Raw genomic sequence first — 21,339 nt, forward strand, 5'->3', positions numbered from 1 at the left:
AGAAGGCTACATAGCCTTCTTCTCTTTACCTCACATCCGATTGTGGGGTAGAGCTTTACGGAAAGTCTCAGCTTCACTATACGCTTTTAAAAAGCGGTAGCCCGCTTTCAGTCCCAGTTCATAGTCATATTGCAGCGCCTCTGGTGAACTCAATAACGAATTCGAGTGCAACGGCTCACTTGGCATAATTTGCGCGATAAATGTATCGTCATGATGTGCGTCAAGAAACTCAGAAGTCAGCGTATAGGTTTGATAGTGGACCATTAATAAATCCGCCAGTCCCGCATCAAACTTGCTACCCAATAAATGACTGAGCCGATAAATATCATCAGCCCCAAATAACCAGCGCCCACCATTCAGGGCATCCAGATGCTTCTGCTCTTTTTTCTGCTCTTTTGCACGCAGCTTTTGTTGTTGCAGGAATTCATTCCACTCTTGACGCCATCCTGACCACTTATGCTGCAATTGGTGCTGAAAGTGGCTCAGTGGCTCACGCAACCACAGTGGTAATTCTGTCGCTGAGGGAGATGGCATTTCTTCCTCCTTCGGCATAAATTCGGTTCGGATCACCGTGATAAAGCGAGCCTCTTTACGCCATGCTTCTTGCACCGGAACTGATGCTGAAACCCCCCCATCAATATATTGCTTACCTGCAAGCGTAACAGGCTCAGGATAAAGGCCTGGGATCGCACAGGTTGCCAAAAGTACTTGCTGCCAATCTGCGTCTAACATAGGGAAATAAGCATCTTTTAAGTCATCTGCGGATGTGACTGCCGCATAAGCTTTGCGCTTACCTAAAGCCTGACGCGCCATGTCCAAATCTAAGCGATAAGGGTATTCACCGATCCGATCCAGCGCCCACTGCATATTCATATATTGTTTACGTCGGATGTAGCTAAATAGATGGAAAAACTCTGCGCGAGTGGTCAGCTCTAAGATAAAGGCTTTACTTAACCCGGTTTGGCGAGATAAAAAGGCGCACAAATTCAAGGCACCTGCTGAGGTACCATAAAATTCATGGTAAGGATCAAAATTAGATAATAAAAAAGCGTCCAGTACACCAGCAGTAAAGATGCCTCTTTGGCCGCCCCCTTGAGCAACCAGCGCATGTTTACCATCAATGTATTTGGCTAGACGCTGAGTATCGAGCTCAGTCCTTGCATCAGAAACAACGCCACCACTCTTCATTTGCAGGACCACCCAAGACTAGTGTGTAATTGCAATTACTCCGAAGCCGATCAACACAGCAAAGGTGATCGCAACAATCGCTAACGCAAACTTCAGGTCTTGTTCCATAGAAACCTCCTTGGTTATACAACAAAGTAATAACATCGGTGTGAAGTATCTTCAAGATTTGCTGATTTTTCGTGCACGATTATGCAGTTACTATCACAATACCTTGGTCGTCAAACACTTGGCTAGGATCTGCATATGCGTCAAATAAATCTATTTATTCTCAACACGTTATTTCTGCTCTTTGCGCCACTTTCTGCCGCAGAGTGGATGGTGACACCTTCCGTCGGTTACACTTTAGGAGGAAGAGTTCTCAATCAAGCTGGCCATCAATATGATCTTGAGAACTCCAGCAGCTATGCTTTCGCAATTGAAACAACCTACGACAAAGGCCGAATTGGCTTGTTTTATTCTACGCAACCTACCGAAGTCCAGACCTTAGTCAGTCAAGATGCCTCTATTCATTATCTGCATTTTCAAAGTAGCATTTACTATCCATTAGCAGAAAAGCTCTCTTCCTTCATTGGCCTGGGTATTGGTGGAGCTTATACCGATGTAACGTGGGCAGATAAGAAGTTCGGTTTTTCTGCCAGCGCATTTGGTGGTGTTGAATACAGTATTGCCTCCAACGTCGCACTGAATGCTCAGTTACGTTGGCTAGGCACTATGGTTGATAATGATTCAAGCGCGATATGCACCCTGCCTTCGTCAGAAAACTGCGTGATAAAATTTAAGTCAGATTGGCTTAATCAAGCCTCAGCGAATGTTGGGATAACCATTCGCTTCTAATGACCGCTTTTTAGTCCCCAATTTTAACAAACTCGCAAAACTGGGCATATCCTCTAAGGAGTGGCTGTTTTTTAGACAGACACTCTTTCTTTTATATTAGATAGTTCTATCAGTTCAATTTGCCGAACTCAGTGAGATTCACTAACTCTCATCAATCAAACACCATAATCCTCGACAAAGTCACTAAAACCCAAAGAACACAACCTACAATTAACAAATGAATAACCTATATGATCTATTGCCACCTACAAAATAAAACGGTAGTCTCGTACCATTGCGTAGCTGATTATTTCAGATTTCGCAAACACACATCGCGTAACTAAGAATGAAATTCTAGGTTTTCGAGCAGCAACCAATATATATAACTAACTTTTTGCAGAATCATGGATGATAGAGCAAAAGTTAGCCGCGCAAATGTTGCACGGATAACTTTGTTTCCTTTTCCCCAGATTCAGCGACTGCTGACGAAAAGCTTCATACCCTAGATATGACAAGGAGTTGTTTATGAAGCGAGAACAATGGGGATCCCGTGTGGGATTCATATTAGCCGCAGTAGGGTCAGCAATTGGCCTTGGTAATATTTGGCGTTTTCCTTATATGGCCTACGAGAATGGTGGAGGCGCGTTTTTTATCCCTTATCTCTTCGCCATGATCACTGCAGGCATTCCATTTATGATCCTAGAGTTCAGTATGGGTCAGAAGCATCGTGGTTCAGCACCGACGACACTTTCCAAAATTCATTCGAAATTTGAGTGGTTAGGCTGGTTCCAAGTCGGTATTGCAGCAGTGATTGCCGTTTATTATGTCGCGGTGATTGGCTGGGCGATTTCCTACTTTGGTATGTCTTTTAACCAAAGTTGGGGCACTGATACTAACGCTTATTTCTTTAGTGAATACCTGAAGTTAGGGGATAATTCACCCACTAATTTAGGCAACATTCAGTGGCACATCGCGTTTGCTATGTTAATCGCGTGGGCAATCACCTATGCAGCAATCTTTGGCGGAGTCAAAAAAGGCATTGAGCGCGCTTCAAAAATTATGATGCCTGTATTACTGGTAATGGTTCTTATCTTGATCGGCCGGATGATTTTCCTTCCTGGAGCATTAAATGGCGTCAACTACATGTTTGAACCTGACTTCAGTAAAATTTGGGATGTTAAGGTATGGGCAGCCGCCTACGGTCAGGTGTTTTTTACCCTGAGTATTGGTTTTGCCATCATGCTTGCCTATTCAAGTTATCTACCTGAAAAGTCAGATATTACCAATAACGCATTTATGACAGTGTTACTTGATTGCGGCTTTTCCATTTTAGCTGGGATCATGATCTTTTCAGTGCTTGGTTATATGGCTCAGGAACAAGGCGTCGCCTTAACTGAGGTCGTTTCTGCAGGGGTTGGGTTGGCTTTTGTTACTTTACCTGCGGCAATTAATCTACTGCCTATTCCATATATCCTTGGTCCTCTTTTCTTCCTTGCTTTAGTGGTTGCTGGCCTAAGTTCGCATATCTCAATCATTGAAGCCGTCACTTCAGCGTTGATGGACAAGTTGTCTTGGAGCCGGAAAAAAGCCGCGAATATTGTGATCGGTACTGGCGTTATCGTATCAATGGCATTTGCGACCAATGGCGGTCTATTGCTACTCGACCTTGTAGATCATTTTGCCAATAATGTCGGGATTATGGTCAGTTGCTTTATCGAGCTACTTTTAATGACTTGGTTAGTAAAAATCTCTGATGTTCGCAAATACGTGAATGCCACTTCAGATTTTTCAATCGGTGCTTGGTTCGATATTTGTCTACGCTTTGTTTCACCAGTAATTCTAGCCATTATTGTTGCAACAAAATTTTTATCTTTATTCACTGATGGCTATGGCGGCTATGACCTAACTTTAGGTTGGATCATGATTCTCACTCTGCTGGTTATTGGTATCATTATTAACGTTAAAACTCACAGGGAAGCGTAATTATGACTCTTAGCGCAATTATCATCATGGTCATCGGTTTGTGTATAACATGGGGTGGCGCTGCCATCTGCATAAAGAAAGCGATGGATAAGGCTTCATCCTAAGTATTTATACCCAAATCATTTGGAGTTACAGGTAGACGGAAAGTGAGTGGCCATGTTGCACAGCCTTGGGCTGGCCTTTGGTGAGAACCAAGGATGGCGCTCATTATTCCCATAGGCATACACAAAACATGCTATTGGGGGTCACTTCCACTGTAGAAGACTTTCATCTCTTAGGGCACGCCATATTCGGCGTGTGATAAAAACAATGCCGCTCATTGAGCGGCATTATAATTTTTGAGACTGAGTTAAAACAGCTTGTGACGCCCCAACAGCGAATGAGATAAGGTCGTGCCATCCACCAACTCAAGTTCGCCGCCCACGGGAACACCATGTGCAATGCGGCTTGCGGTGACTCGATGTTCACGACACAACTCGGCAATGTATTGCGCGGTCGCCTCACCTTCCACCGTCGGGTTAGTGGCGAGGATCACCTCACTGATATCACCGCGTTGCAAGCGATAATCCAGCGTATCGAGGCCAATATCGCTCGGACCAATACCATCCAGCGGTGATAAGTGCCCCATCAACACAAAATAGCGACCAGAAAATTGACCGGTAGCTTCTAGCGCCGCAATATCTGCTGGGCTTTCAACCACACACAACTGACCATTTTCTTTACGTTTTGGGTTGCTACAGATGTGGCAAACATCCTGCTCAGTAAAAGTTCGGCACTCCTGACAATGGCCGATTTCGACCATCGCCTGACTCAGTGCCTCAGCCAGTTGTAAACCACCTTTACGATCGCGCTGTAACAGATGGAATGCCATACGCTGCGCTGATTTTGGGCCAACACCCGGCAAGCAGCGTAATGCTTCCATCAAATGTTCCAGCATATGACTGGTACGCATAAATTCAGCTCAGATTAAAATGGCATTTTCATGCCCGGAGGCAGTTGCATTCCACCGGTGATTGAAGCCATTTTTTCTTTTTGCGTCTCTTCGATACGACGAGCGGCATCATTGAATGCGGCAGCAATCAAATCTTCCAACATCTCTTTGTCATCTTCCATCAGACTTTCATCGATGTTGACACGGCGCACGCTGTGGCTGCCCGTTACGGTCACTTTCACAAGGCCAGCACCGGATTCACCGGTCACTTCCATGTTTGCGATCTCTTCTTGCAGCTTTTGCATACGCTCTTGCATTTGTTGGGCTTGCTTCATCAGGTTGCCCATTCCGCCTTTACCAAACATCTTTATCTCTCTGGTTATCGTTGAATGTTTCACATAGTGTGGGGGTGAGACACTTAGGTTTCAACCCCAGTTAAATGGGTCGTACGCTGTCGCTATCGAGCTGCGCATTAAATCGACGCTCAATAAACTGCACGTTGGGATCAGTTTGTAAACTGTGCAGCGCGGACGTGAGTTTCTGTTGGTAGAGCCGTTCACGCAGCTCAAGGGGGGTTTCACCCTCTTGCCCCACGGTAATGTTCAATGAACAAGCTTCACCAAGCACATGATTCAATGCCTGTTCTAACTCTTGCTGCGCTTTTTCGTTGTGCAGATGGGCATGACTTGGACGCAGCGTTAGAGAAATCTGATCGCCTTGACGAACAAAAGCGGAATTCAGCGCCAATTGCTCAACCATTTTGGCAGTCTCTAGCCGTTGAACCAATGCCGACCACGCGTCTTGCGCGACCGTTTCTTCAATCAACTTCGCTACCATTTCCGGCGTTTTTTCATGCTCTAACGCTTTTTTCAGTTGCGTTGGCGTGACTTCACTTTTTACCGCCACTTCGATAGGTTGCATTGGGCGCCATTGATAGATTTCCTCTTCGGGCTCCAACTCATCTTCATCATTGCGTTCTGGCGACACCTGCACTTGCTGTGCTCTCTGCGCAATACGCTCTAGCGCCGATGCTGGAGTAGCAGATGTCGCGTCAGACTTTTTTCCATCCGCGCCTTTGTTTTGTACTTCTTGTCGCTTAGAGCGCAGTTGATGACGCAACCCTGCTAGGGCTGGCATGCTGGCTTGACTCTGCGTGTCGGTATTGGTGACAACAGAGACTTCTGGAGCGTTTATCGAGTGTGATGCTTCTCGCTGAGTGACTGACACCGCGCTTTCTACCACAGGCTGTGCTGCCATCATTGGCGGTGCGACAGGGTAAGGCATCGCTTGCGAGGCAGGTTGCGATACGTTTGACTGAGCAACGGGTTGTGGTTGCGGTGCTGAAGCCGCCATTTGAGAAGTCGGTGCCGTGATTGTTGAGGTAGTCACTGCCGTATTGGGTGGAACAATCACACTCGCCAAGGAGACATGAGATGGACGAAACGCCATCATACGCAGCATCAACATTTCAATGCCAATTCTAGCCGTGGGTGACAGTGGTAAATCTTGTCGACCTTTGAGCGCAATTTGGTAGTAAAGCTGCACATCTTGCGGCGCTAAGGTTTTGGCCAACGACTCAATACGCGATGCCTCTGGCAGCGATTTATCCAAGGTGGCAGGCAGCGCTTGGTACATAGCAATTCGATGCAGTTGAGTCGAAAGCTGTTGCAGTAATCCATCCCACTCTACGCCATTTTGGGCAAGCATTTCGATGCAATCCATAACCGCTTGTGGCGTTTGCAGGCTGATGGCTTGTAAGAGATGCAGGGCATGATCCGTGTCTAGCGTGCCGAGCATGTGCGCGACGATGTCACTTTTCACTACGCCATTGCCCAAAGCAATCGCTTGATCGGTCAAACTAAGAGCATCGCGCATACTGCCATCCGCAGCATGGGCGAGCAGATTGAGTGCTTTGCTGTCGCTTGAGATCTGTTCGGCGTGCAGCACGTTATCGAGCTGCTGCTGGATATTTTCTACACTGATCGGTTTGAGATGGAACTGCAAACAGCGCGACAAGATGGTCACAGGCAGCTTTTGTGGATCAGTGGTTGCCAGCAAAAACTTCACATACTCAGGCGGCTCTTCAAGCGTTTTGAGCAGTGCATTGAAGCTGTGACGCGAGAGCATATGCACTTCGTCAATCAGGTAAACTTTGAAACGTCCACGCGCAGGTTTGTACTGCACGTTGTCGAGCAATTCGCGCGTATCTTCCACTTTGGTGCGTGATGCCGCGTCAATCTCGAGCAGATCCACAAAGCGTCCCTGATCAATTTCTTGACAGGTTGCACACTGGCCGCAAGGCGTAGCCGTTATGCCCGTCTCGCAGTTGAGCCCCTTCGCAAACAAACGACCTATGGTGGTCTTACCCACGCCTCGAGTGCCACTAAACAAGTACGCATGGTGCAAACGGTTTTGCGCCAAAGCGTTCTCTAAAGCGGTTAAAACATGGGATTGTCCGACCACTTCGCTAAATCGTGTCGGACGCCATTTGCGTGCTAAAGCAAGATAACTCATTCCAATATCCGTTGTCGGTTAGTGACCTTCAAATTCACAGATGCTGTAAACCTGCAAGCCTAACCCTTCAAGGCGCTTATCACCACCAATTTCTGGCAAGTTGATCACGAAGGCAGCGTGCTCGACTTCTCCACCCAATTGACGGATGAGCTTAGTAGTCGCTTCAATCGTTCCACCAGTCGCCAGCAGGTCATCCACCACCAGTACTTTGTCGCCCGGTTTGATCGCATCCACATGAATTTCCAGCGTATCAGTACCGTATTCCAGCTCATAAGATTGAGCGACGGTTTGACGCGGCAATTTACCCGGCTTACGCACAGGCACAAAGCCGACACCCAGTTCTAGTGCCAGAGGAGCACCAAACAAGAAACCACGCGCTTCTGTGCCCACAACCTTGGTAAAACCCATGTCTTTGTACTTTTCAACCAGAAGTTGAATGGTCGCTTGATACGCTTTGGCATCTTCCAGCAAGCTGGTCACATCACGAAACAGAATGCCTTTTTTCGGGTAGTCAGGAATACTTTTGATGCTGGATTTGATCAGTGAAAGAGTTTCAGTTGTCATAGTTACTTTAACTTCAGTTGCTTCATCACCTTAGGTGATGACAGAACAATTTCGGAGCCGTCTGCCACAAGGGAACGACAGCACTGAAAAAACAAAGCCCACTCGAAGAGTGGGCACACTTCCCGCTAATGCTAGTGATTTTCTTGTTGGTTAGCAACCAGCTCATGGGTTGGTAAACGGATAAACCAAGTGATCAAAAGCACAAGCCAGATAAACAGCGCAACCTTGAGCCACAGCCAAGGAACCATCCAGATCGAAAAGGCAAAACTCAGCACGATAAAGAGTGTGGCGCGCTTTTTCACCGCTTTACTGACCGCGCCATGTTGCTGCCAGTTTTGAATCATAGGCCCAAATGTCGCATGTTGGTTTAACCAGCGATAAAATCGAGGGCTACTGCGCAAAAAACAAGCACTAGACAGTAAGATAAAGGGAGTGGTAGGCAGAAGAGGAAGAAAAATGCCCAGTATCCCTAGGCATAGACTGATTATTCCAATAACACTGAACAAAAAGCGTGATAAGGATGAACGCATTAAAAACCAGCGTAACCGTTAAATACACGAATCCAAGTCAGTGTCGCAGGCAAAGTTGGGATCAGCAGTACTGCAACCATGCCTAGAAAGTAATAGATATTAAAGGGTTCTTTGAACTCTTGGTTTGCCATTGTAATCTTCTCTTCGGGGTGACTTTAGAACGGGCAACTCTAGGGTAGCCTCATTGATTTTGTGCTCCGAACTATAGCGAAACCGAGCTACAACAAACACTGACAATATATAAGGTTATTAGCCCCTCGATGCAAAGTTACAATCACACTCACATTTTAGTCGGTAAAATCACCCCAAGGCTCCTTGATAAAGATCCAAAGTAAAACTGTAGGCACTGGGTTTACTTAAACTGATTTGACAAGCCGAACGGATCGGCAAATCTTTGGTGATGAAATTGCGTAAGCTGTTATCACCTAGCTGAACGCCAGAAGTAATCCGATTGCTTACATAGCCGTTTGACCACTGACAATTTAACCCTGTGGGCAATAGGGATAACGTACCATTAGCTAAATCTGCCACCCCAAATAGTGCAGAGATTTTACCAATACAATCGGAACAGCGCAGGCCTCGTTCAACAATTTCAACCAGATCTTTCAGCTCAACCCGAAAAGTGCGCAAGTTGCGTACATAATCGTGGAACAAGGCACGCACAAGCAATGTGGATGCGGCACCACACTCACGATGACTGGCTGCATCAACCATATAGAACACAAATTGACCATTCATGAGCCAAGCGTAGTCAAAAACCAGTGGCATCAATTCGGCGGACTGTAGTAATCGATAGCTGCATTTCCAGTTCCCAAGCTGAGAATCTTTTTCTGGTAATAATGCTTCGAGTAACTCTTTGGCAGCATTAGGGTTGTCTTTTAAATATTGTAAATGCCAATGTAATTCTTGCTCTTCAGGAATGCTTCCTTGACGATCAGCGCCATACCAACAACTTGCAAAATCCCGTTGATGGTCATCATCATTGGCCAACACATTTTCTATTGCGCTGGCAAGGTGCGAATGATTGGTGATCGGTTTGGGTAGAAAATCTTTAATCCCAAAACGCAGCGCTTTGGCCACATCGGCGATTTCCTCGGTGGCTGAAACAACAACCAGAGGCAAAGAAGGATAGGACGAACTGACCTCTTCAACGAACTCAATCCCGTTAAGTACAGGCATGGACAAATCACACAGAATCAAGTCTGGACCATGGTCACGTAATTTTCGCAAGCCATCTAAGCCATTTTCAGCTTCGATCACTTGATAGCCATATTTCTGAAGATAACCTTTGGTCATGCGTCGGAAAACAGGGTCATCATCCACCAGCAAAATCAGTTTTGCTGCCGTTAGCTGCGCTTCTTCTTCGCAGTCTTCCGGTATGTGAGATTTATACATAAACATCGACCTCACTCATAAAGTCTACCGCACAAGTTACCAATAGCTTGCGACGGAAAAGTTGAATTATTGATTAATTAAAAAGTAGCTGTGAACTGTGTATTACACAAACAGTAGGGCCTGAAATTTAATCAATCACAAGATGTATGGTTTTCAATAAATCGTCTTACAAGTTGACATCACGCAAAATTTATCGGCTTATATGTGTATAAATTAGCGATAGTTGCAACATAATGTGTCAGAAACGATGAAACTAGATGACCTAAACCTCTTTCGACTGGTTGTCGAAAATGGAAGCTATACCTCAACTTCAAAAAAAACCATGATCCCTGTGGCAACGATCACAAGACGGATCCAAGCCTTGGAGGATTCCCTAAACCTTAGGTTGCTCAATCGTCACGCTCGTAAACTAACTCTGACCGAAGCAGGAGAACGATTCTATAAAGATTGCTCCCCTCTTTTAGAGCGCCTTGCTGCAATGACAGAGGAAATCACCGATGAGTGCCGTGGAGCCGCTGGGCGCATCCGTATCTCAGCGCCAACCAATCTGACGAAACGCATGATGATGCCGGTGTTTAACGATTTTATGACCCGCTACCCCGACATCGACATAGAATTAATGATGGATCATCAAGCCGACGAGTTGGACCCTACCGAATGGGATGTGATTTTCCGAGTTGGTCCGCAGCGTGATTCCAGTTTGATCGCTCGTAAAATCGGTGAAGTGAAAGATATTTTGGTTGCCAGCCCTCAATATTTAGCGAGCAATCCGCAACCGACTCACGCAGAAGAGTTACACCAACATCAACTACTCAAAGGCTATCCATTGCTCAAATGGCAGTTAACCAACAGCCAAGGTGAAACCATAGTCAATACCGACCGCGGCCGATTTCAAGCCAGTGCACTGAATGTGGTACGCAGTGCTTGCTCACAAGGATTAGGGATTACGTTGATGCCGGACGTGATGCTGCGTGAGTTTCTTGAAGATGGGAGCTTGGTACAAATATTGGCTGATTGGAGTTCAAATCCGCGGGATATCTATATGCTGTATAATCACAAAGATCACCAGCCAGAAAAAGTTCGGCTATTTATAGACTTTGTGATTGGCTACCATTTGCAATAGTCACGAGGATTTTTATCGCACATTGGATCAGAAAAAGAGCTTCGTGCTCTTTTTCTTTAGCGTAAGACGAAACGACAGCGTTTAAAGATACTCAACAAACTTACTCAGATCGCGCTCAGGCACTTTCATCGCACTGCATCCCGGGGTTCCGAGATAAAGAAATCCAACAATTTGATCCTCTCCTTGCACATTGAAAGCACTACGCACAACCGGATGGAACATCCAACTTCCAGAGCGCCAAATCCCCTGAAACCCTTGTGCTACGGCCGCCATTTGCATGGCTTGTACTGCACAACCGGCAGATAAATGCTGTTCAAACACAGGAATTTTGTCACTGTGAGACACTTTTGCAATCACAGTAATGACCATAGGTGCACGAAAAGGCGCATTCTTGGCTCTACTGATCACCGCTTCATCACTGCCATTGGTCATCTCAGCTTGTTCTAAAATCGCCGCCAGCTTTGCCAAACCATCACCATGCGCAACCACAAAACGCCATGGAGTCAAAGCACCATGATCTGGAGCGCGTAAACCCGCACGCAGTATATTTTCTAATGCCTCACCTTGTGGTGCCGGCGCATCCAGTTTGGCGATTGAACGACGGTTGAGCAATAAATCGAGGGCTTCCATTTTGAATTCCTTGTTACTTCTTGATTTTATGTTTCATCCTAGCACATTTTTTTGAGAATCCCTCGCAATAAGAAAGAGGCACTAGGCCTCTTTCTGTCGCTGATCATTGGATGTTGCCGTCTGATATTAGGAATAGAACTTCTCACCCAACCCAGCTCTGGTCAACAAACCATCGCATGGAGCAAACCGCTCTCCATACTTCTCAGTATGTTGATTCATCATTTCCACCAGTTTGGTTAAACCAAGCGTGTCCATGTAACGGAAAGGTCCACCTAAGAATGGCGGGAAACCGATGCCAAAAATCGCGCCCATATCGCCATCACGTGCACAGCGAATGATACCTTCATCGAGACAACGAACCGCCTCATTGAGCATAGGCAACAAACAACGCATCGCGATTTCTTTGTCGTTTAGCTTAGATTCCGGGGTTAATTTCAGCAGTTTATAGACGGATTTATCGACCCCTTCCTTCTTGCTACCTTTGTAGGTGTAGAAACCTTTACCACTTTTCCGGCCTTTACGGTTATCTTTCAACAGCACATCGAAGACATCAGGTCCTTGGAAACGCGGCCCAAGTTCTTTAACCAAAATTGGCATGATCTTGGCTCCGATATCGACCCCGACTTCATCAAGCAAGGTGATAGGCCCCACTGGAAAACCAAAATCCAGTAACGCAGCATCGAGTTTTTCGATAGGTTCACCCGTCATCAGCACTTGCGCGGCTTCATTCATATAAGGCGCTAAAATGCGGTTGACATAAAAACCAGCACAGTCTTTAACAACAATCGGCGTTTTGCCCTGCTTACGTGCCAATGTCACCACGGTCGCAATGGTTTCATCCGAGGTGGTCGCGTGAGGAATCACTTCCACCAACGGCATTTTTTCAACTGGGCTGAAATAATGTAAACCCACAATATTTTGCGGACGCTGCGCTTGGCTCGCGATCTGATGGATCGGCAGCGAGGATGTGTTGGTCGCAAAAATCGTTGTCGGTTTGGCATTCGCTTCAATATCCGCCACCATTTGTTGCTTAAGTTTCAGGTCTTCAAACACAGCCTCAATCACCACATCACAGCGATCAAAACCCACAAAGCCAGTCCCACCCGAGAGCTGCGACATCTGCGCTTGCAGCTGTGCTTTAGTCAAAATCTTGCGCTGTCTCTGCTTATCAAACAGCTTGTAGTTGTAATTGAGGGCATTGAGCACACCATCATTCGCCACATCTTTGATGCGCACCGATGTTTTGGCTTTCGCCACAGTAACGTGACTGATGCCAGCCCCCATCAAACCACCACCGAGCACGCCTACTGCCGCTACAGGTAAAGGTTTGGCATCCGCACCGAGATCTTTTTTCATCTCAGTGGTTGCAAAGAAAATGGAGCGCAGTGCTTTCGATTCTCGGGTCATCACCAATTCAGCGAAACGCTTGGCTTCATATTCCAAGCCGGCATGCATCCCTTTTTCTAGGCCATATTGAATGACCTCTAAAATGGCTTGCGCTGCGGGGTAGTTACCACGCGTTTTCTGCTGCGTTTTCTTGGCCGCTTGGTCAAAAATCAACTTACGCCCCAAGCCGGTATTGGCGAGCAGTTTTTCTTTGATCGGTAGCGTAACTTGAGCGCGCTTTTTGTGCCCTTTTTCTTCTAGAAGACGTTTGGCCACATCCAACAGTACTGAATGCGGAACACATGCATCAACCACACCCAATTTTTTGGCTTTTTTGGCACGCAATTGTTTGCCCGTTAAGATGAGATCCAGCGCAGGCAGTAAACCAATCAAACGTGGTAAACGCTGCGTACCGCCAGAGCCCGGAAGCAAACCCAACATCACTTCTGGTAAGCCTAGACGTGTTACCTCATCTTCAGTACAGACACGATAATCACACGCCAGAGCCAATTCTAAACCACCGCCTAAGCAAGGGCCGTGAATCGCCGCGACCACAGGGAAAGGCAAATCGGCAAGCTGCTGGAACATCTGTTGCCCCTGCGAGGCTAACGCTTGTGCTTCATGTACCGATTGGCAAGCTTCCAACATGCGGACATCCGCACCCGCAATAAAGTTATCCGGCTTAAGAGAGTGGATAATCAGCCCTTTGATCTGTCCTCGCTTTTCATTGAGCGTTGCAAAAACGGCTTGCATCTCTTCTGCAAATGCCGCTTGCAGGGTATTCATTTTTTCGCCCGGGACATCAATCGCCAGCCAAGCGTAATGCTGCTCATCAAACGAGAGCTGAAATGCATTGTTGTTATCCATTATTCCACCTCCAGAATCATAGCAGCCCCTAAGCCACCCGCAGCACAAGCCGTATTTAAGGCTAAACCACCGCCACGGCGTTTTAATTCACGCAAAGTTTGAGTGATCATACGCGCACCTGTCGCCGCGAATGGGTGACCATAAGCCAATGAGCCACCCAGCACGTTAAATTTACTCATGTCCACTTCACCAATCGCTTGTGCGCGACCTAGCTGCTCTTGAGCAAACTTGTCACTGGCGAACATCTTCAAGTTCGCTAAGGTTTGCGCGGCAAAGGCTTCGTGCATATCAATCAAGGTGAGATCATTTAAGGTGATGCCTGCGCGATCCAAGGCTATCGGAGTGGCGTAAGAAGGCCCCATCAGCATATCTTTTTCTACGCCAATCGCGGCAAACGCATAAGAGCGGATATACCCCATGATCTCAAGACCAAGCTCTTTCGCTTTACCTTCACGCATCAACATAATCGCGGCGGCGCCATCCGTCAGTGGGGTTGAGTTTGCTGCGGTCACCGTACCGTATTGACGGTCAAAGGCAGGACGCAACTTCGCATAGCTCTCTAGCTTGGAGTCCATGCGAATGTTGTTATCCATATCCAGCCATTTTTTGTATGGCTCAGGAAAAGCCGTCATCACTTCATCGCGAATTTTGCCCTCTGCCCATGCTTGAGCCGCTAAAGTATGTGAACGATGTGCTAACGCATCTTGCTCAGCGCGCGAGATCGTATAGCTTTTGGCCATCTGCTCAGCAGTTTGCCCCATCGAAAGACCCGTTGAATATTCCGCGACCGCAGGAGGTACGGGCATCAAGTCTTTAAAAGAGAGGTTACTGAGCAGTTTAAGTTTCTGCCCGACCGTCTTGGTTTTACTCAAGGCTAATAAAGAAGCTGCCAGTTTTTTAGAAACACCAATCGGCAGAACAGAAGAAGAATCCGCACCACCTGCAATACCAATATCTATGCTGCCAGCCATGATACTTTCGGCCACATTGACGGCGGCTTGAAAACTAGTGGCGCAAGCGCGAGTAACGCTGTAGGCATCCGTGTTAATCGACATTCCGGTACCTAGTACAATTTCTCGAGCAATATTCGGCGCTTCCGGCATTTGTACCACTTGGCCAAACACCACTTGCTCAATTAATTTGGGATCGATAGCGGTACGAGCCATCATCTCTTGTACTACCATTTTGCCGAGATCGACTGCGGGTACTTGACCAAACTCGGTGCTTTGACGCGCAAAAGGCGTACGTAGCCCGGCCACAATCGCCACTCGTTCTCCAGAACGAGTCCTGACTTCCTGTTTGCCCATGATTTCTCCTTCGAATAAGAGGTCTGACCTGGCGCATTGTAACGAGAATGTTAAACAAATCAAACGGCCGTTTAAATAATCGTGATTTAAACAATCCTTTCGAGATGAAAAACACTGGCAAACCGGTGTTGGTAGGATTTTTTGCAAAAAAAAACCACACAGAACTGTGTGGTCGGAATGGGTAAAGCAATTAACTTACGCCAATTGAAAAATCAGTTTCCTGATTAGGAGAAAGTAAAGTCAGCCTTCAAAAGGAAGTGTCATCTTTGCTCAACAATGTCAGTCGTAATGACTAACGAGATGACAGGAGCTACTATAACGGCTTCAGAGTATGAGATTTTGAATTAGATCAAGTTTAATGCGATTAAACGACTTGTTGAGGTAGAGAGCCATAACACGCTGAAACTTCATAAGTCGTGAACTCCTTCGCATAATTTCTGTCCTATCACCATCTTCGAGTCAAACCGCATAACGCAACAGGAGTTTGGCAAAATGAATTGGAATAACACGACGCATACAGGGAGTCCTTGGTGTCGATATTGAATCTGTTTGGAAAGAAAGTTTCCCAACGTCCGGTCAATAATGACATGGACAGACAAAGAAAATACGAAGCACTGGTGCGAGCTTATCATCGCGACCTTTACCGATACGCCTATTGGTTGTGTAAAGATCGCTCGATTGCCGAAGACTTGGTGCAAGAAACCTGCTTGAGAGCGTGGAAATCGCTCGATAGCCTGCTGGATGAAAAAGCAGCCAAAGCTTGGCTAATTACGATTTTGCGCCGAGAAAATGCTCGCCGTTTTGAGCGTAAACAGTTTGACTTAGTCGACATCGACGATCACGACTACGAAGCCAAATATAGCGATGATGAGCACCATCAAAATGAGTGGCTGCAAAGGCAAATTTTGAAGTTGGATGTCGAATATCGCGAGCCCCTCTTTTTACAAGTGGTGGGCGGATTCAGTGGTGAGGAGATCGCAGACATCCTTTCACTGAATAAAAATACGGTGATGACCCGTTTGTTTAGAGCACGTAACCAACTTAAAGAGATGATGGATGGTTCAGAACACTACCCGGAGCAGCAAAATGGATGAATTGGAATTTCGCCGCAAAGTCATGTCTGATCCTAAACAGCGCGATAACGACACACTGGATATGATGACCTCAAGTGAGGCTAACGCTAAGTTTGTCGATGATGTACTTCAGCTCGATAAACAGATCGCTCAGGCCTTCAAAGTCGATGTGCCGGATGATTTGGCCGATAAAATTTTATTCAAACAAACGACTTTAGTGGAAGATGAGAAAGTCATCCGCCCGCAGTTTGTTCGAAAAGCTATGGCGATCGCGGCATCGGTTGCCTTTACTGCTGGGCTGCTTGTTGGACAAATCCAGTGGGGCAACCTTTTGATCTCTCCCGCGCAAGCCAGCCTGTCTGACATGGCGGTGCAGCATGTCATTCATGAAGAAGGGTTTGTCAACCGATTGGATGAGCAAGCGAACATGCAGCAAATCAATGCCAAGATGCAGCCTTTTGCCTACAAAATGGAAGGCGATTTTCCTTATCACGTCTATTACCTCAACCATTGTGGTTTTGGTAAAGACAATGCCGTACATATGGTATTTCAAGGTGAAAAAGGCAAAGTAACCCTGTTTTTTACGCCCATCCACAGCGCGCAAAGCAGCCTATTTAAGCAAGATGGGATGGCAGGCATCATTAAACCCGTCGGGAATGCCAGTTTGATCTTGGTCGGCGAGAAGGATGAAAACCTGACCAACATTGCCAATAAGCTCATGCCCATGATCCAATCATCCATCTAATTTTTGCATACTCAACATGACACTAACGCATTGTTGTGAATAGTTAAAATAGAGCGAAAACTCTAAGTTTTAGAGTTTTCGCCTAAATTCCTGCCAAATAGCCATCATTTCAGTAATTTTCTCGCTCAATTAGACAATGGTCGGATTTCTATCTCCTATACTAGCGTCTAGGATCAGCCACCACTGAGCAATTGCTCAAATCAAGCAAAAGCTCATACAACAACGCCCATAAGAGGCGAAACCAAAAAGGAAAAGTCTAATGAACAACATGCGTCTGTTTAAAAAATCTCTGCTTGCCGTGACGGTAACGCTAGCCACACAACAAGCGTTTGCAGCAGGTTTCCAGCTCAACGCACAATCTGCTACCGGCCTAGGTCGCGCTTTTGCGGGTGATGCCGTTATCGCCGATAACGCAGCCGTAATGTCTCGCAACCCAGCGGCGATGGCACTGTTTGATGAGATGGCGCTCTCTCTTGGTTTTGAAACCATCATTACTGATATTAAAGTCAAGGATGCCACATACAAGTCATTACCCGGAACACCATTAGAGAAATCCAGTAACGCTAATTATGACGACGCAGGTGGCACATCTGTGGCACCAAATATTCATTTAATCGTACCAGTAAACGAACAATTTGCATGGGGTGTTAACGCATACTCTAACTTTGGCACGCGTACTGATTTTGGCTCCAACTACGCTGGTGGCGAATATGGTGGAGAAACCGAAATTCTCAGCGTTAATTTAGGCGTTTCTGGTTCTTACCGCATTGATAACCAATGGAGTATTGGTGCTGGATTGGATCTAATCTATGGACAAGGTACTTTAAAACGTTCACTTAGCCCTACATTAGGTGGAAGTAAAGTAGTCGATATTAATAAAGCTGACGGATTTGGCGTCGGTTTTAATGTGGGTACTGTTTACGAATTAGATGAAAACAATCGTTTCGGTCTCTCTTATCGTTATAGCCCTGAAATCACAGCTAAAGATGGCAATAAAGAGGTTAAGTTACCATTACCTGACCTTGCTGAGTTTTCTGGTTATCACCACATTGAAAACACTGCTTTTGCTGTCCACTATAGTATTCAGTACATTGGTTGGAGCGCTTTCGACAAACTTGAATTCAAAAACCAAAGTATTAATGAGAAATCTTACCAATGGCAAGATGGCTGGCACTACTCGATTGGCGGTACTTACTACTTAAATCGTGATTGGACACTGCGTGCGGGTTATATGTACGACACCAGTGCTCAAGATAAGATTACTTCAATTTCAGTACCTGATTCCGATCGTCAATGGCTATCAGCAGGCTTTACTTATCATATTGATGATAAGTCAAACATTGATCTAGGTTTAACTTACTTAATGGGTAAAGACGTTAAAGTTAATGAAAACACCAAGAATCCATTCTTTGGTGCACCAGGTCAGCCTGAATATCTATCCTCAATATCAGGTACCACTCATGCAGACGCGATTCTGTTCGGCTTACAATACAGCCGTACGTTTTAATTAAAACGTCACAACATATCATTACTAAGGGGCTGATTTATCAGCCCCTTTCTTTTGCTGACTGCCTAGTTTTGCTTAATGTCAGCGTACAAGCGTGCGATTAACCACCTCAATATCACTACATCTGTACGCTGAATCTTTAATAACCTTTGTTTAATAAATAGAAATATCATCTATAAAATATCCATTTTACAGGCTAAAACTTCAAATCATGCACTTTCATTGATTTGAAGTTTTAAAGCAATTGCTCTAGCCGTAGACTTGCCGCAACAAAAACTAGCAAATTTCAGCGAACAATCCCGATGAAAACCAATAAGACTCTCCTCTCCTGTGCTGTGGCTTTCGGTTTAGCCAGCGTTTCTACTTTTACTCAAGCGGCGGGCTTCCAGCTTGCTGAGTATTCAGCAACAGGTCTTGGCCGTGCTTACGCCGGTGAAGCCGCGATGGCAGACAATGCCAGCGCACAATGGCGCAACCCTGCAATGCTGACCTATTTAGAAGGCACTCAAGTTTCTGCAGGCGCAATTTACGTGAATCCAAACGTAGATGTGGATGGAACCGTCAATCAAAAACTCCCAGCGTATTCAAAAGATTTTGCACACGATGCTGTGATTCCGAATTTCTACCTGTCACACCAGTTAAACGAACAAGTGGCACTGGGTTTTGCTCTTGGTACTAACTACGGTATGGAAACCGATCTGGGTACTGAGTTTGCGGCCTCTCACTTTGGCAACCAAGCGAGCGTGATCAGCAAAGAAGCCAACCTCAACATTGCTTACCAAGTTTTGCCTCAATTGAGTATTGGTGGGGGTGTACGTTATGTGATGGGTGAAGGTCATTTCGGTGCAACTGCGCCAGCTAAGAACGCTCTAAAACTTCCTCAAGGCACGACTTTGAAATATATGGAAGGCGAAGATAACTCTTGGGGTTGGCAAGTAGGCAGTGCATGGCAAATCAATCAAGATCACCGCTTAGGTTTCGCCTATAAATCGGAAGTGGTGATGGATTTTGAAGGCCATGCAGAAGGTGTCAGTTACGGTAGTTATAAACCCGGCATGATGTCTGTGACTCTACCAGCAACGGCTGAACTGGCAAGCTTCCACCAACTCAATGACCAATGGGCGATTCACGCTAGCATTAACTGGACAGATTGGAGTTCATTCAAAGAGTTGACGGCTGTGTTCCCAGAAAAATCTGACCTCATCAAATCAGAAAACTGGGAAGACAACTACCGCTTTGCTTTGGGCACAACGTATCAATACGACGCTAAACTCACTCTGCGTGCAGGCGTCGCATACGACACATCAGCGGTAGATGATAAAAACCGTACAGCAACCATCCCAGAAACAGACCGTACTTGGGTAAGTGTCGGCGGTAGTTATATTGCAACGCCACAACTGACTCTCGATGCCGGTTTTACCTATATCTTTGCGAAAGATGCCACCATCAACGAACCTCGTGACGCTTCAGACCAAACTGCAGCCGCAATCGGTGGTGCATTTACAGGCAATGTATCAGGCAATGTATGGCTAATTGGTGTTCAAGCGAACTACCGCTTCTAAGGTCATTCTACTTTATCGAGGCCAGCTTAACGCTGGCCTTGTTGTTGTAGTTTCAGTAAAAACTGCTCTGCCGCGTCTTCAACCAAATCGAGCACCAGCTCAAAACCGCGTTCGCCACCATAGTAAGGGTCCGGAATCTCTTGGTATTCCGAGTCACTGTGGCTGAGCATCAATGACAGCTTATGTTGATGGGATTGAGGGCAGCGAGCTTTCAGCTCAGCTAAATTCTCTTGGTCTGCGGCTAAAATCCAATCAAATTTCACAAAATCTTCATCACGGATCTTTCGCGCTTTGATGCCAGAAAATGAGTATCCCCGCTTCTCTCCTGCCGCTTTTGATCGTGCATCCGGTGGATTCCCTTGGTGATACCCCATCGTGCCTGCTGAATCGACTTCCACATCAACCTTGAGTTGTGCTGCCTTAGCACGCAATACCGCTTCCGCGGTCGGAGAACGGCAAATATTGCCCATGCACACCACAAGTACCTTATGCATCTTATATCCCTATTTTTGTTTGGTGTTTGCCACTGACGAGTTGGGCTATCATAGCGACAAGTTTCAGATTGAAAAAGGATTTGCCATGTCCGGCGATGAAATCAAACAAGAGCGTCACAAAGCTCGTCAACAAAAAGTCAAAGAGCAAGTGGATGCCAAAATTGCCGCTGCTCAAGAAGAAAAAGGGTTACTGCTGATTATTACTGGCAATGGTAAAGGAAAATCGACCTCAGGTTTTGGCACCATTGCGCGCGCGGTAGGTCACGGTAAACAGTGTGCGGTGGCTCAGTTTATCAAAGGCACTTGGGAGAATGGCGAGCGTAATCTTTTAGAAAAACTCGGCGTTGAATTTCAAGTCATGTCGACTGGCTTTACTTGGGAAACCCAAAACCGCGACAGCGATACCGCAGCGGCACAAGAAGTATGGCAACACTGCAAACGCATGTTGCAGGATGAATCGCTGGATGTGGTGCTGTTTGATGAACTCACTTATATGGTGAGCTACGGTTACATCGAACTTGAGGAAGTGGTCGAAGCACTCAATCAGCGTCCGAAAATGCAATCGGTGATCATCACTGGGCGCGGCGCACACCGCACTTTGATTGAGATGGCCGATACGGTTTCTGAAGTGAAAAATATCAAGCATGCTTTCGAAGCTGGCGTGAAAGCCCTTAAAGGGGTCGATTGGTAAAACACCTAAAAAAATCAATAAGAAAGGGCTGAAATT

General features: G+C 46.2%; 22 protein-coding genes. 9 read left to right on the forward strand and 13 right to left on the reverse strand.

Going from position 1 to position 21,339, the window contains the following annotated elements; genetic code table 11:
• Positions 1-30: 30 nt before the first annotated feature.
• Together R4537_RS14060 and cydH are read right to left on the reverse strand one after the other, a co-directional pair.
• On the reverse strand, positions 31-1,188 hold the full coding sequence (locus R4537_RS14060) for a patatin-like phospholipase family protein (protein ID WP_071178502.1): 1,158 nt from the start codon (positions 1,186-1,188) through the stop codon (positions 31-33).
• An 18-nt stretch (positions 1,189-1,206) separates the two neighbouring features.
• Entirely contained in the window at positions 1,207-1,296 is a 90-nt protein-coding gene (gene cydH / locus R4537_RS14065; RefSeq protein WP_000434305.1) for a cytochrome bd-I oxidase subunit CydH, read from the reverse strand.
• 135 nt (positions 1,297-1,431) lie between these two features.
• Between cydH and R4537_RS14070 the strand changes: the two genes are divergently transcribed.
• From R4537_RS14070 to R4537_RS14080, 3 genes are all read left to right on the forward strand, one after another.
• Positions 1,432-2,022 carry a porin family protein gene (locus tag R4537_RS14070; protein WP_071178503.1) on the forward strand — a complete coding sequence of 197 codons (591 nt, stop codon included), beginning with the start codon at positions 1,432-1,434 and terminating at the stop codon, positions 2,020-2,022.
• A 504-nt stretch (positions 2,023-2,526) separates the two neighbouring features.
• The gene (locus R4537_RS14075; protein ID WP_000817999.1) at positions 2,527-3,984 is read left to right on the forward strand and encodes a sodium-dependent transporter; all 1,458 of its coding nucleotides are present in this window, start codon (positions 2,527-2,529) and stop codon (positions 3,982-3,984) included.
• A 2-nt stretch (positions 3,985-3,986) separates the two neighbouring features.
• Positions 3,987-4,088, forward strand: coding sequence for a MetS family NSS transporter small subunit (locus R4537_RS14080; RefSeq protein WP_108314809.1), 102 nt, complete (start codon positions 3,987-3,989; stop codon positions 4,086-4,088).
• 245 nt (positions 4,089-4,333) lie between these two features.
• On the opposite strand, the gene recR is transcribed toward R4537_RS14080, so the two are convergent.
• From recR to R4537_RS14115, 7 genes are all read right to left on the reverse strand, one after another.
• Positions 4,334-4,936 carry a recombination mediator RecR gene (gene recR / locus R4537_RS14085; protein WP_033930829.1) on the reverse strand — a complete coding sequence of 201 codons (603 nt, stop codon included), beginning with the start codon at positions 4,934-4,936 and terminating at the stop codon, positions 4,334-4,336.
• Positions 4,937-4,950: 14 nt separating this feature from the next.
• The gene (locus tag R4537_RS14090; protein WP_000467102.1) at positions 4,951-5,280 is read right to left on the reverse strand and encodes a YbaB/EbfC family nucleoid-associated protein; all 330 of its coding nucleotides are present in this window, start codon (positions 5,278-5,280) and stop codon (positions 4,951-4,953) included.
• 70 nt (positions 5,281-5,350) lie between these two features.
• On the reverse strand, positions 5,351-7,429 hold the full coding sequence (dnaX, locus tag R4537_RS14095; RefSeq protein WP_071178504.1) for a DNA polymerase III subunit gamma/tau: 2,079 nt from the start codon (positions 7,427-7,429) through the stop codon (positions 5,351-5,353).
• A gap of 18 nt (positions 7,430-7,447) precedes the next feature.
• Positions 7,448-7,993, reverse strand: a complete 546-nt coding sequence (gene apt / locus R4537_RS14100) for an adenine phosphoribosyltransferase (RefSeq protein WP_000206217.1) — start codon at positions 7,991-7,993, stop codon at positions 7,448-7,450.
• Between the two features lie 131 nt (positions 7,994-8,124).
• Positions 8,125-8,523 carry a YbaN family protein gene (locus tag R4537_RS14105; protein WP_071178505.1) on the reverse strand — a complete coding sequence of 133 codons (399 nt, stop codon included), beginning with the start codon at positions 8,521-8,523 and terminating at the stop codon, positions 8,125-8,127.
• Positions 8,523-8,654 (reverse strand): hypothetical protein, encoded by a 132-nt coding sequence (locus R4537_RS14110; RefSeq protein ID WP_000013198.1) that lies wholly within the window; start codon positions 8,652-8,654, stop codon positions 8,523-8,525. The genes R4537_RS14105 and R4537_RS14110 overlap by 1 nt, the downstream gene beginning before the upstream one ends.
• A gap of 169 nt (positions 8,655-8,823) precedes the next feature.
• Positions 8,824-9,918: a response regulator gene (locus R4537_RS14115; RefSeq protein ID WP_071178589.1), complete on the reverse strand. Its 1,095-nt coding sequence runs from the start codon at positions 9,916-9,918 to the stop codon at positions 8,824-8,826.
• Positions 9,919-10,165: 247 nt separating this feature from the next.
• Here R4537_RS14115 and R4537_RS14120 point away from each other — a divergent pair, with 247 nt between their 5' ends.
• Positions 10,166-11,041 (forward strand): LysR family transcriptional regulator, encoded by an 876-nt coding sequence (locus tag R4537_RS14120; RefSeq protein WP_032479833.1) that lies wholly within the window; start codon positions 10,166-10,168, stop codon positions 11,039-11,041.
• Positions 11,042-11,122: 81 nt separating this feature from the next.
• On the opposite strand, the gene R4537_RS14125 is transcribed toward R4537_RS14120, so the two are convergent.
• From R4537_RS14125 to fadI, 3 genes are all read right to left on the reverse strand, one after another.
• Positions 11,123-11,671, reverse strand: coding sequence for an NAD(P)H nitroreductase (locus R4537_RS14125; protein WP_000387676.1), 549 nt, complete (start codon positions 11,669-11,671; stop codon positions 11,123-11,125).
• A 126-nt stretch (positions 11,672-11,797) separates the two neighbouring features.
• Complete coding sequence (gene fadJ / locus R4537_RS14130; RefSeq protein ID WP_071178506.1) at positions 11,798-13,924, reverse strand: fatty acid oxidation complex subunit alpha FadJ; 2,127 nt, start codon at positions 13,922-13,924, stop codon at positions 11,798-11,800.
• Positions 13,924-15,231, reverse strand: coding sequence for an acetyl-CoA C-acyltransferase FadI (gene fadI, locus R4537_RS14135; protein WP_000517926.1), 1,308 nt, complete (start codon positions 15,229-15,231; stop codon positions 13,924-13,926). Before fadI ends, fadJ begins: the two co-directional genes overlap by 1 nt.
• Before the next feature lie 587 nt (positions 15,232-15,818).
• On the opposite strand from fadI, the gene R4537_RS14140 reads away from it, so the two are divergent.
• The 4 genes from R4537_RS14140 (at position 15,819) to R4537_RS14155 (ending at position 20,118) form a co-directional block, all read left to right on the forward strand.
• Positions 15,819-16,325 carry a sigma-70 family RNA polymerase sigma factor gene (locus R4537_RS14140; RefSeq protein WP_000375854.1) on the forward strand — a complete coding sequence of 169 codons (507 nt, stop codon included), beginning with the start codon at positions 15,819-15,821 and terminating at the stop codon, positions 16,323-16,325.
• Complete coding sequence (locus R4537_RS14145; RefSeq protein WP_071178507.1) at positions 16,318-17,049, forward strand: DUF3379 domain-containing protein; 732 nt, start codon at positions 16,318-16,320, stop codon at positions 17,047-17,049. Before R4537_RS14140 ends, R4537_RS14145 begins: the two co-directional genes overlap by 8 nt.
• A gap of 259 nt (positions 17,050-17,308) precedes the next feature.
• The gene (locus tag R4537_RS14150; RefSeq protein WP_071178508.1) at positions 17,309-18,556 is read left to right on the forward strand and encodes an outer membrane protein transport protein; all 1,248 of its coding nucleotides are present in this window, start codon (positions 17,309-17,311) and stop codon (positions 18,554-18,556) included.
• 302 nt (positions 18,557-18,858) lie between these two features.
• On the forward strand, positions 18,859-20,118 hold the full coding sequence (locus tag R4537_RS14155; RefSeq protein ID WP_071178509.1) for an outer membrane protein transport protein: 1,260 nt from the start codon (positions 18,859-18,861) through the stop codon (positions 20,116-20,118).
• 26 nt (positions 20,119-20,144) lie between these two features.
• On the opposite strand, the gene R4537_RS14160 is transcribed toward R4537_RS14155, so the two are convergent.
• Positions 20,145-20,588 (reverse strand): low molecular weight protein-tyrosine-phosphatase, encoded by a 444-nt coding sequence (locus R4537_RS14160; RefSeq protein WP_175463843.1) that lies wholly within the window; start codon positions 20,586-20,588, stop codon positions 20,145-20,147.
• Between R4537_RS14160 and cobO the strand changes: the two genes are divergently transcribed.
• The gene (cobO, locus tag R4537_RS14165) at positions 20,587-21,303 is read left to right on the forward strand and encodes a cob(I)yrinic acid a,c-diamide adenosyltransferase (protein ID WP_316245267.1); all 717 of its coding nucleotides are present in this window, start codon (positions 20,587-20,589) and stop codon (positions 21,301-21,303) included. The genes R4537_RS14160 and cobO overlap by 2 nt on opposite strands.
• Positions 21,304-21,339: the final 36 nt, after the last annotated feature.

This window comes from Vibrio paracholerae, assembly GCF_037672085.1.
GTDB lineage: Bacteria > Pseudomonadota > Gammaproteobacteria > Enterobacterales > Vibrionaceae > Vibrio > Vibrio cholerae.

Coding starts and splice junctions, on each gene's coding strand:
- R4537_RS14105 (WP_071178505.1), bottom strand. CDS start 8,523: ATGCGTTCATCCTTATCACGCTTTTTGTTCAGTGTTATTGGAATAATC.
- R4537_RS14125 (WP_000387676.1), bottom strand. CDS start 11,671: ATGGAAGCCCTCGATTTATTGCTCAACCGTCGTTCAATCGCCAAACTG.
- recR (WP_033930829.1), bottom strand. CDS start 4,936: ATGCGTACCAGTCATATGCTGGAACATTTGATGGAAGCATTACGCTGC.
- R4537_RS14145 (WP_071178507.1), top strand. CDS start 16,318: ATGGATGAATTGGAATTTCGCCGCAAAGTCATGTCTGATCCTAAACAG.
- cydH (WP_000434305.1), bottom strand. CDS start 1,296: ATGGAACAAGACCTGAAGTTTGCGTTAGCGATTGTTGCGATCACCTTT.
- R4537_RS14070 (WP_071178503.1), top strand. CDS start 1,432: ATGCGTCAAATAAATCTATTTATTCTCAACACGTTATTTCTGCTCTTT.
- apt (WP_000206217.1), bottom strand. CDS start 7,993: ATGACAACTGAAACTCTTTCACTGATCAAATCCAGCATCAAAAGTATT.
- fadI (WP_000517926.1), bottom strand. CDS start 15,231: ATGGGCAAACAGGAAGTCAGGACTCGTTCTGGAGAACGAGTGGCGATT.
- R4537_RS14150 (WP_071178508.1), top strand. CDS start 17,309: ATGAACAACATGCGTCTGTTTAAAAAATCTCTGCTTGCCGTGACGGTA.
- R4537_RS14160 (WP_175463843.1), bottom strand. CDS start 20,588: ATGGGCAATATTTGCCGTTCTCCGACCGCGGAAGCGGTATTGCGTGCT.
- R4537_RS14120 (WP_032479833.1), top strand. CDS start 10,166: ATGAAACTAGATGACCTAAACCTCTTTCGACTGGTTGTCGAAAATGGA.
- R4537_RS14155 (WP_071178509.1), top strand. CDS start 18,859: ATGAAAACCAATAAGACTCTCCTCTCCTGTGCTGTGGCTTTCGGTTTA.
- R4537_RS14080 (WP_108314809.1), top strand. CDS start 3,987: ATGACTCTTAGCGCAATTATCATCATGGTCATCGGTTTGTGTATAACA.
- R4537_RS14075 (WP_000817999.1), top strand. CDS start 2,527: ATGAAGCGAGAACAATGGGGATCCCGTGTGGGATTCATATTAGCCGCA.
- R4537_RS14140 (WP_000375854.1), top strand. CDS start 15,819: ATGGACAGACAAAGAAAATACGAAGCACTGGTGCGAGCTTATCATCGC.
- fadJ (WP_071178506.1), bottom strand. CDS start 13,924: ATGGATAACAACAATGCATTTCAGCTCTCGTTTGATGAGCAGCATTAC.
- R4537_RS14090 (WP_000467102.1), bottom strand. CDS start 5,280: ATGTTTGGTAAAGGCGGAATGGGCAACCTGATGAAGCAAGCCCAACAA.
- cobO (WP_316245267.1), top strand. CDS start 20,587: ATGCACACCACAAGTACCTTATGCATCTTATATCCCTATTTTTGTTTG.
- R4537_RS14110 (WP_000013198.1), bottom strand. CDS start 8,654: ATGGCAAACCAAGAGTTCAAAGAACCCTTTAATATCTATTACTTTCTA.
- dnaX (WP_071178504.1), bottom strand. CDS start 7,429: ATGAGTTATCTTGCTTTAGCACGCAAATGGCGTCCGACACGATTTAGC.
- R4537_RS14115 (WP_071178589.1), bottom strand. CDS start 9,918: ATGTATAAATCTCACATACCGGAAGACTGCGAAGAAGAAGCGCAGCTA.
- R4537_RS14060 (WP_071178502.1), bottom strand. CDS start 1,188: ATGAAGAGTGGTGGCGTTGTTTCTGATGCAAGGACTGAGCTCGATACT.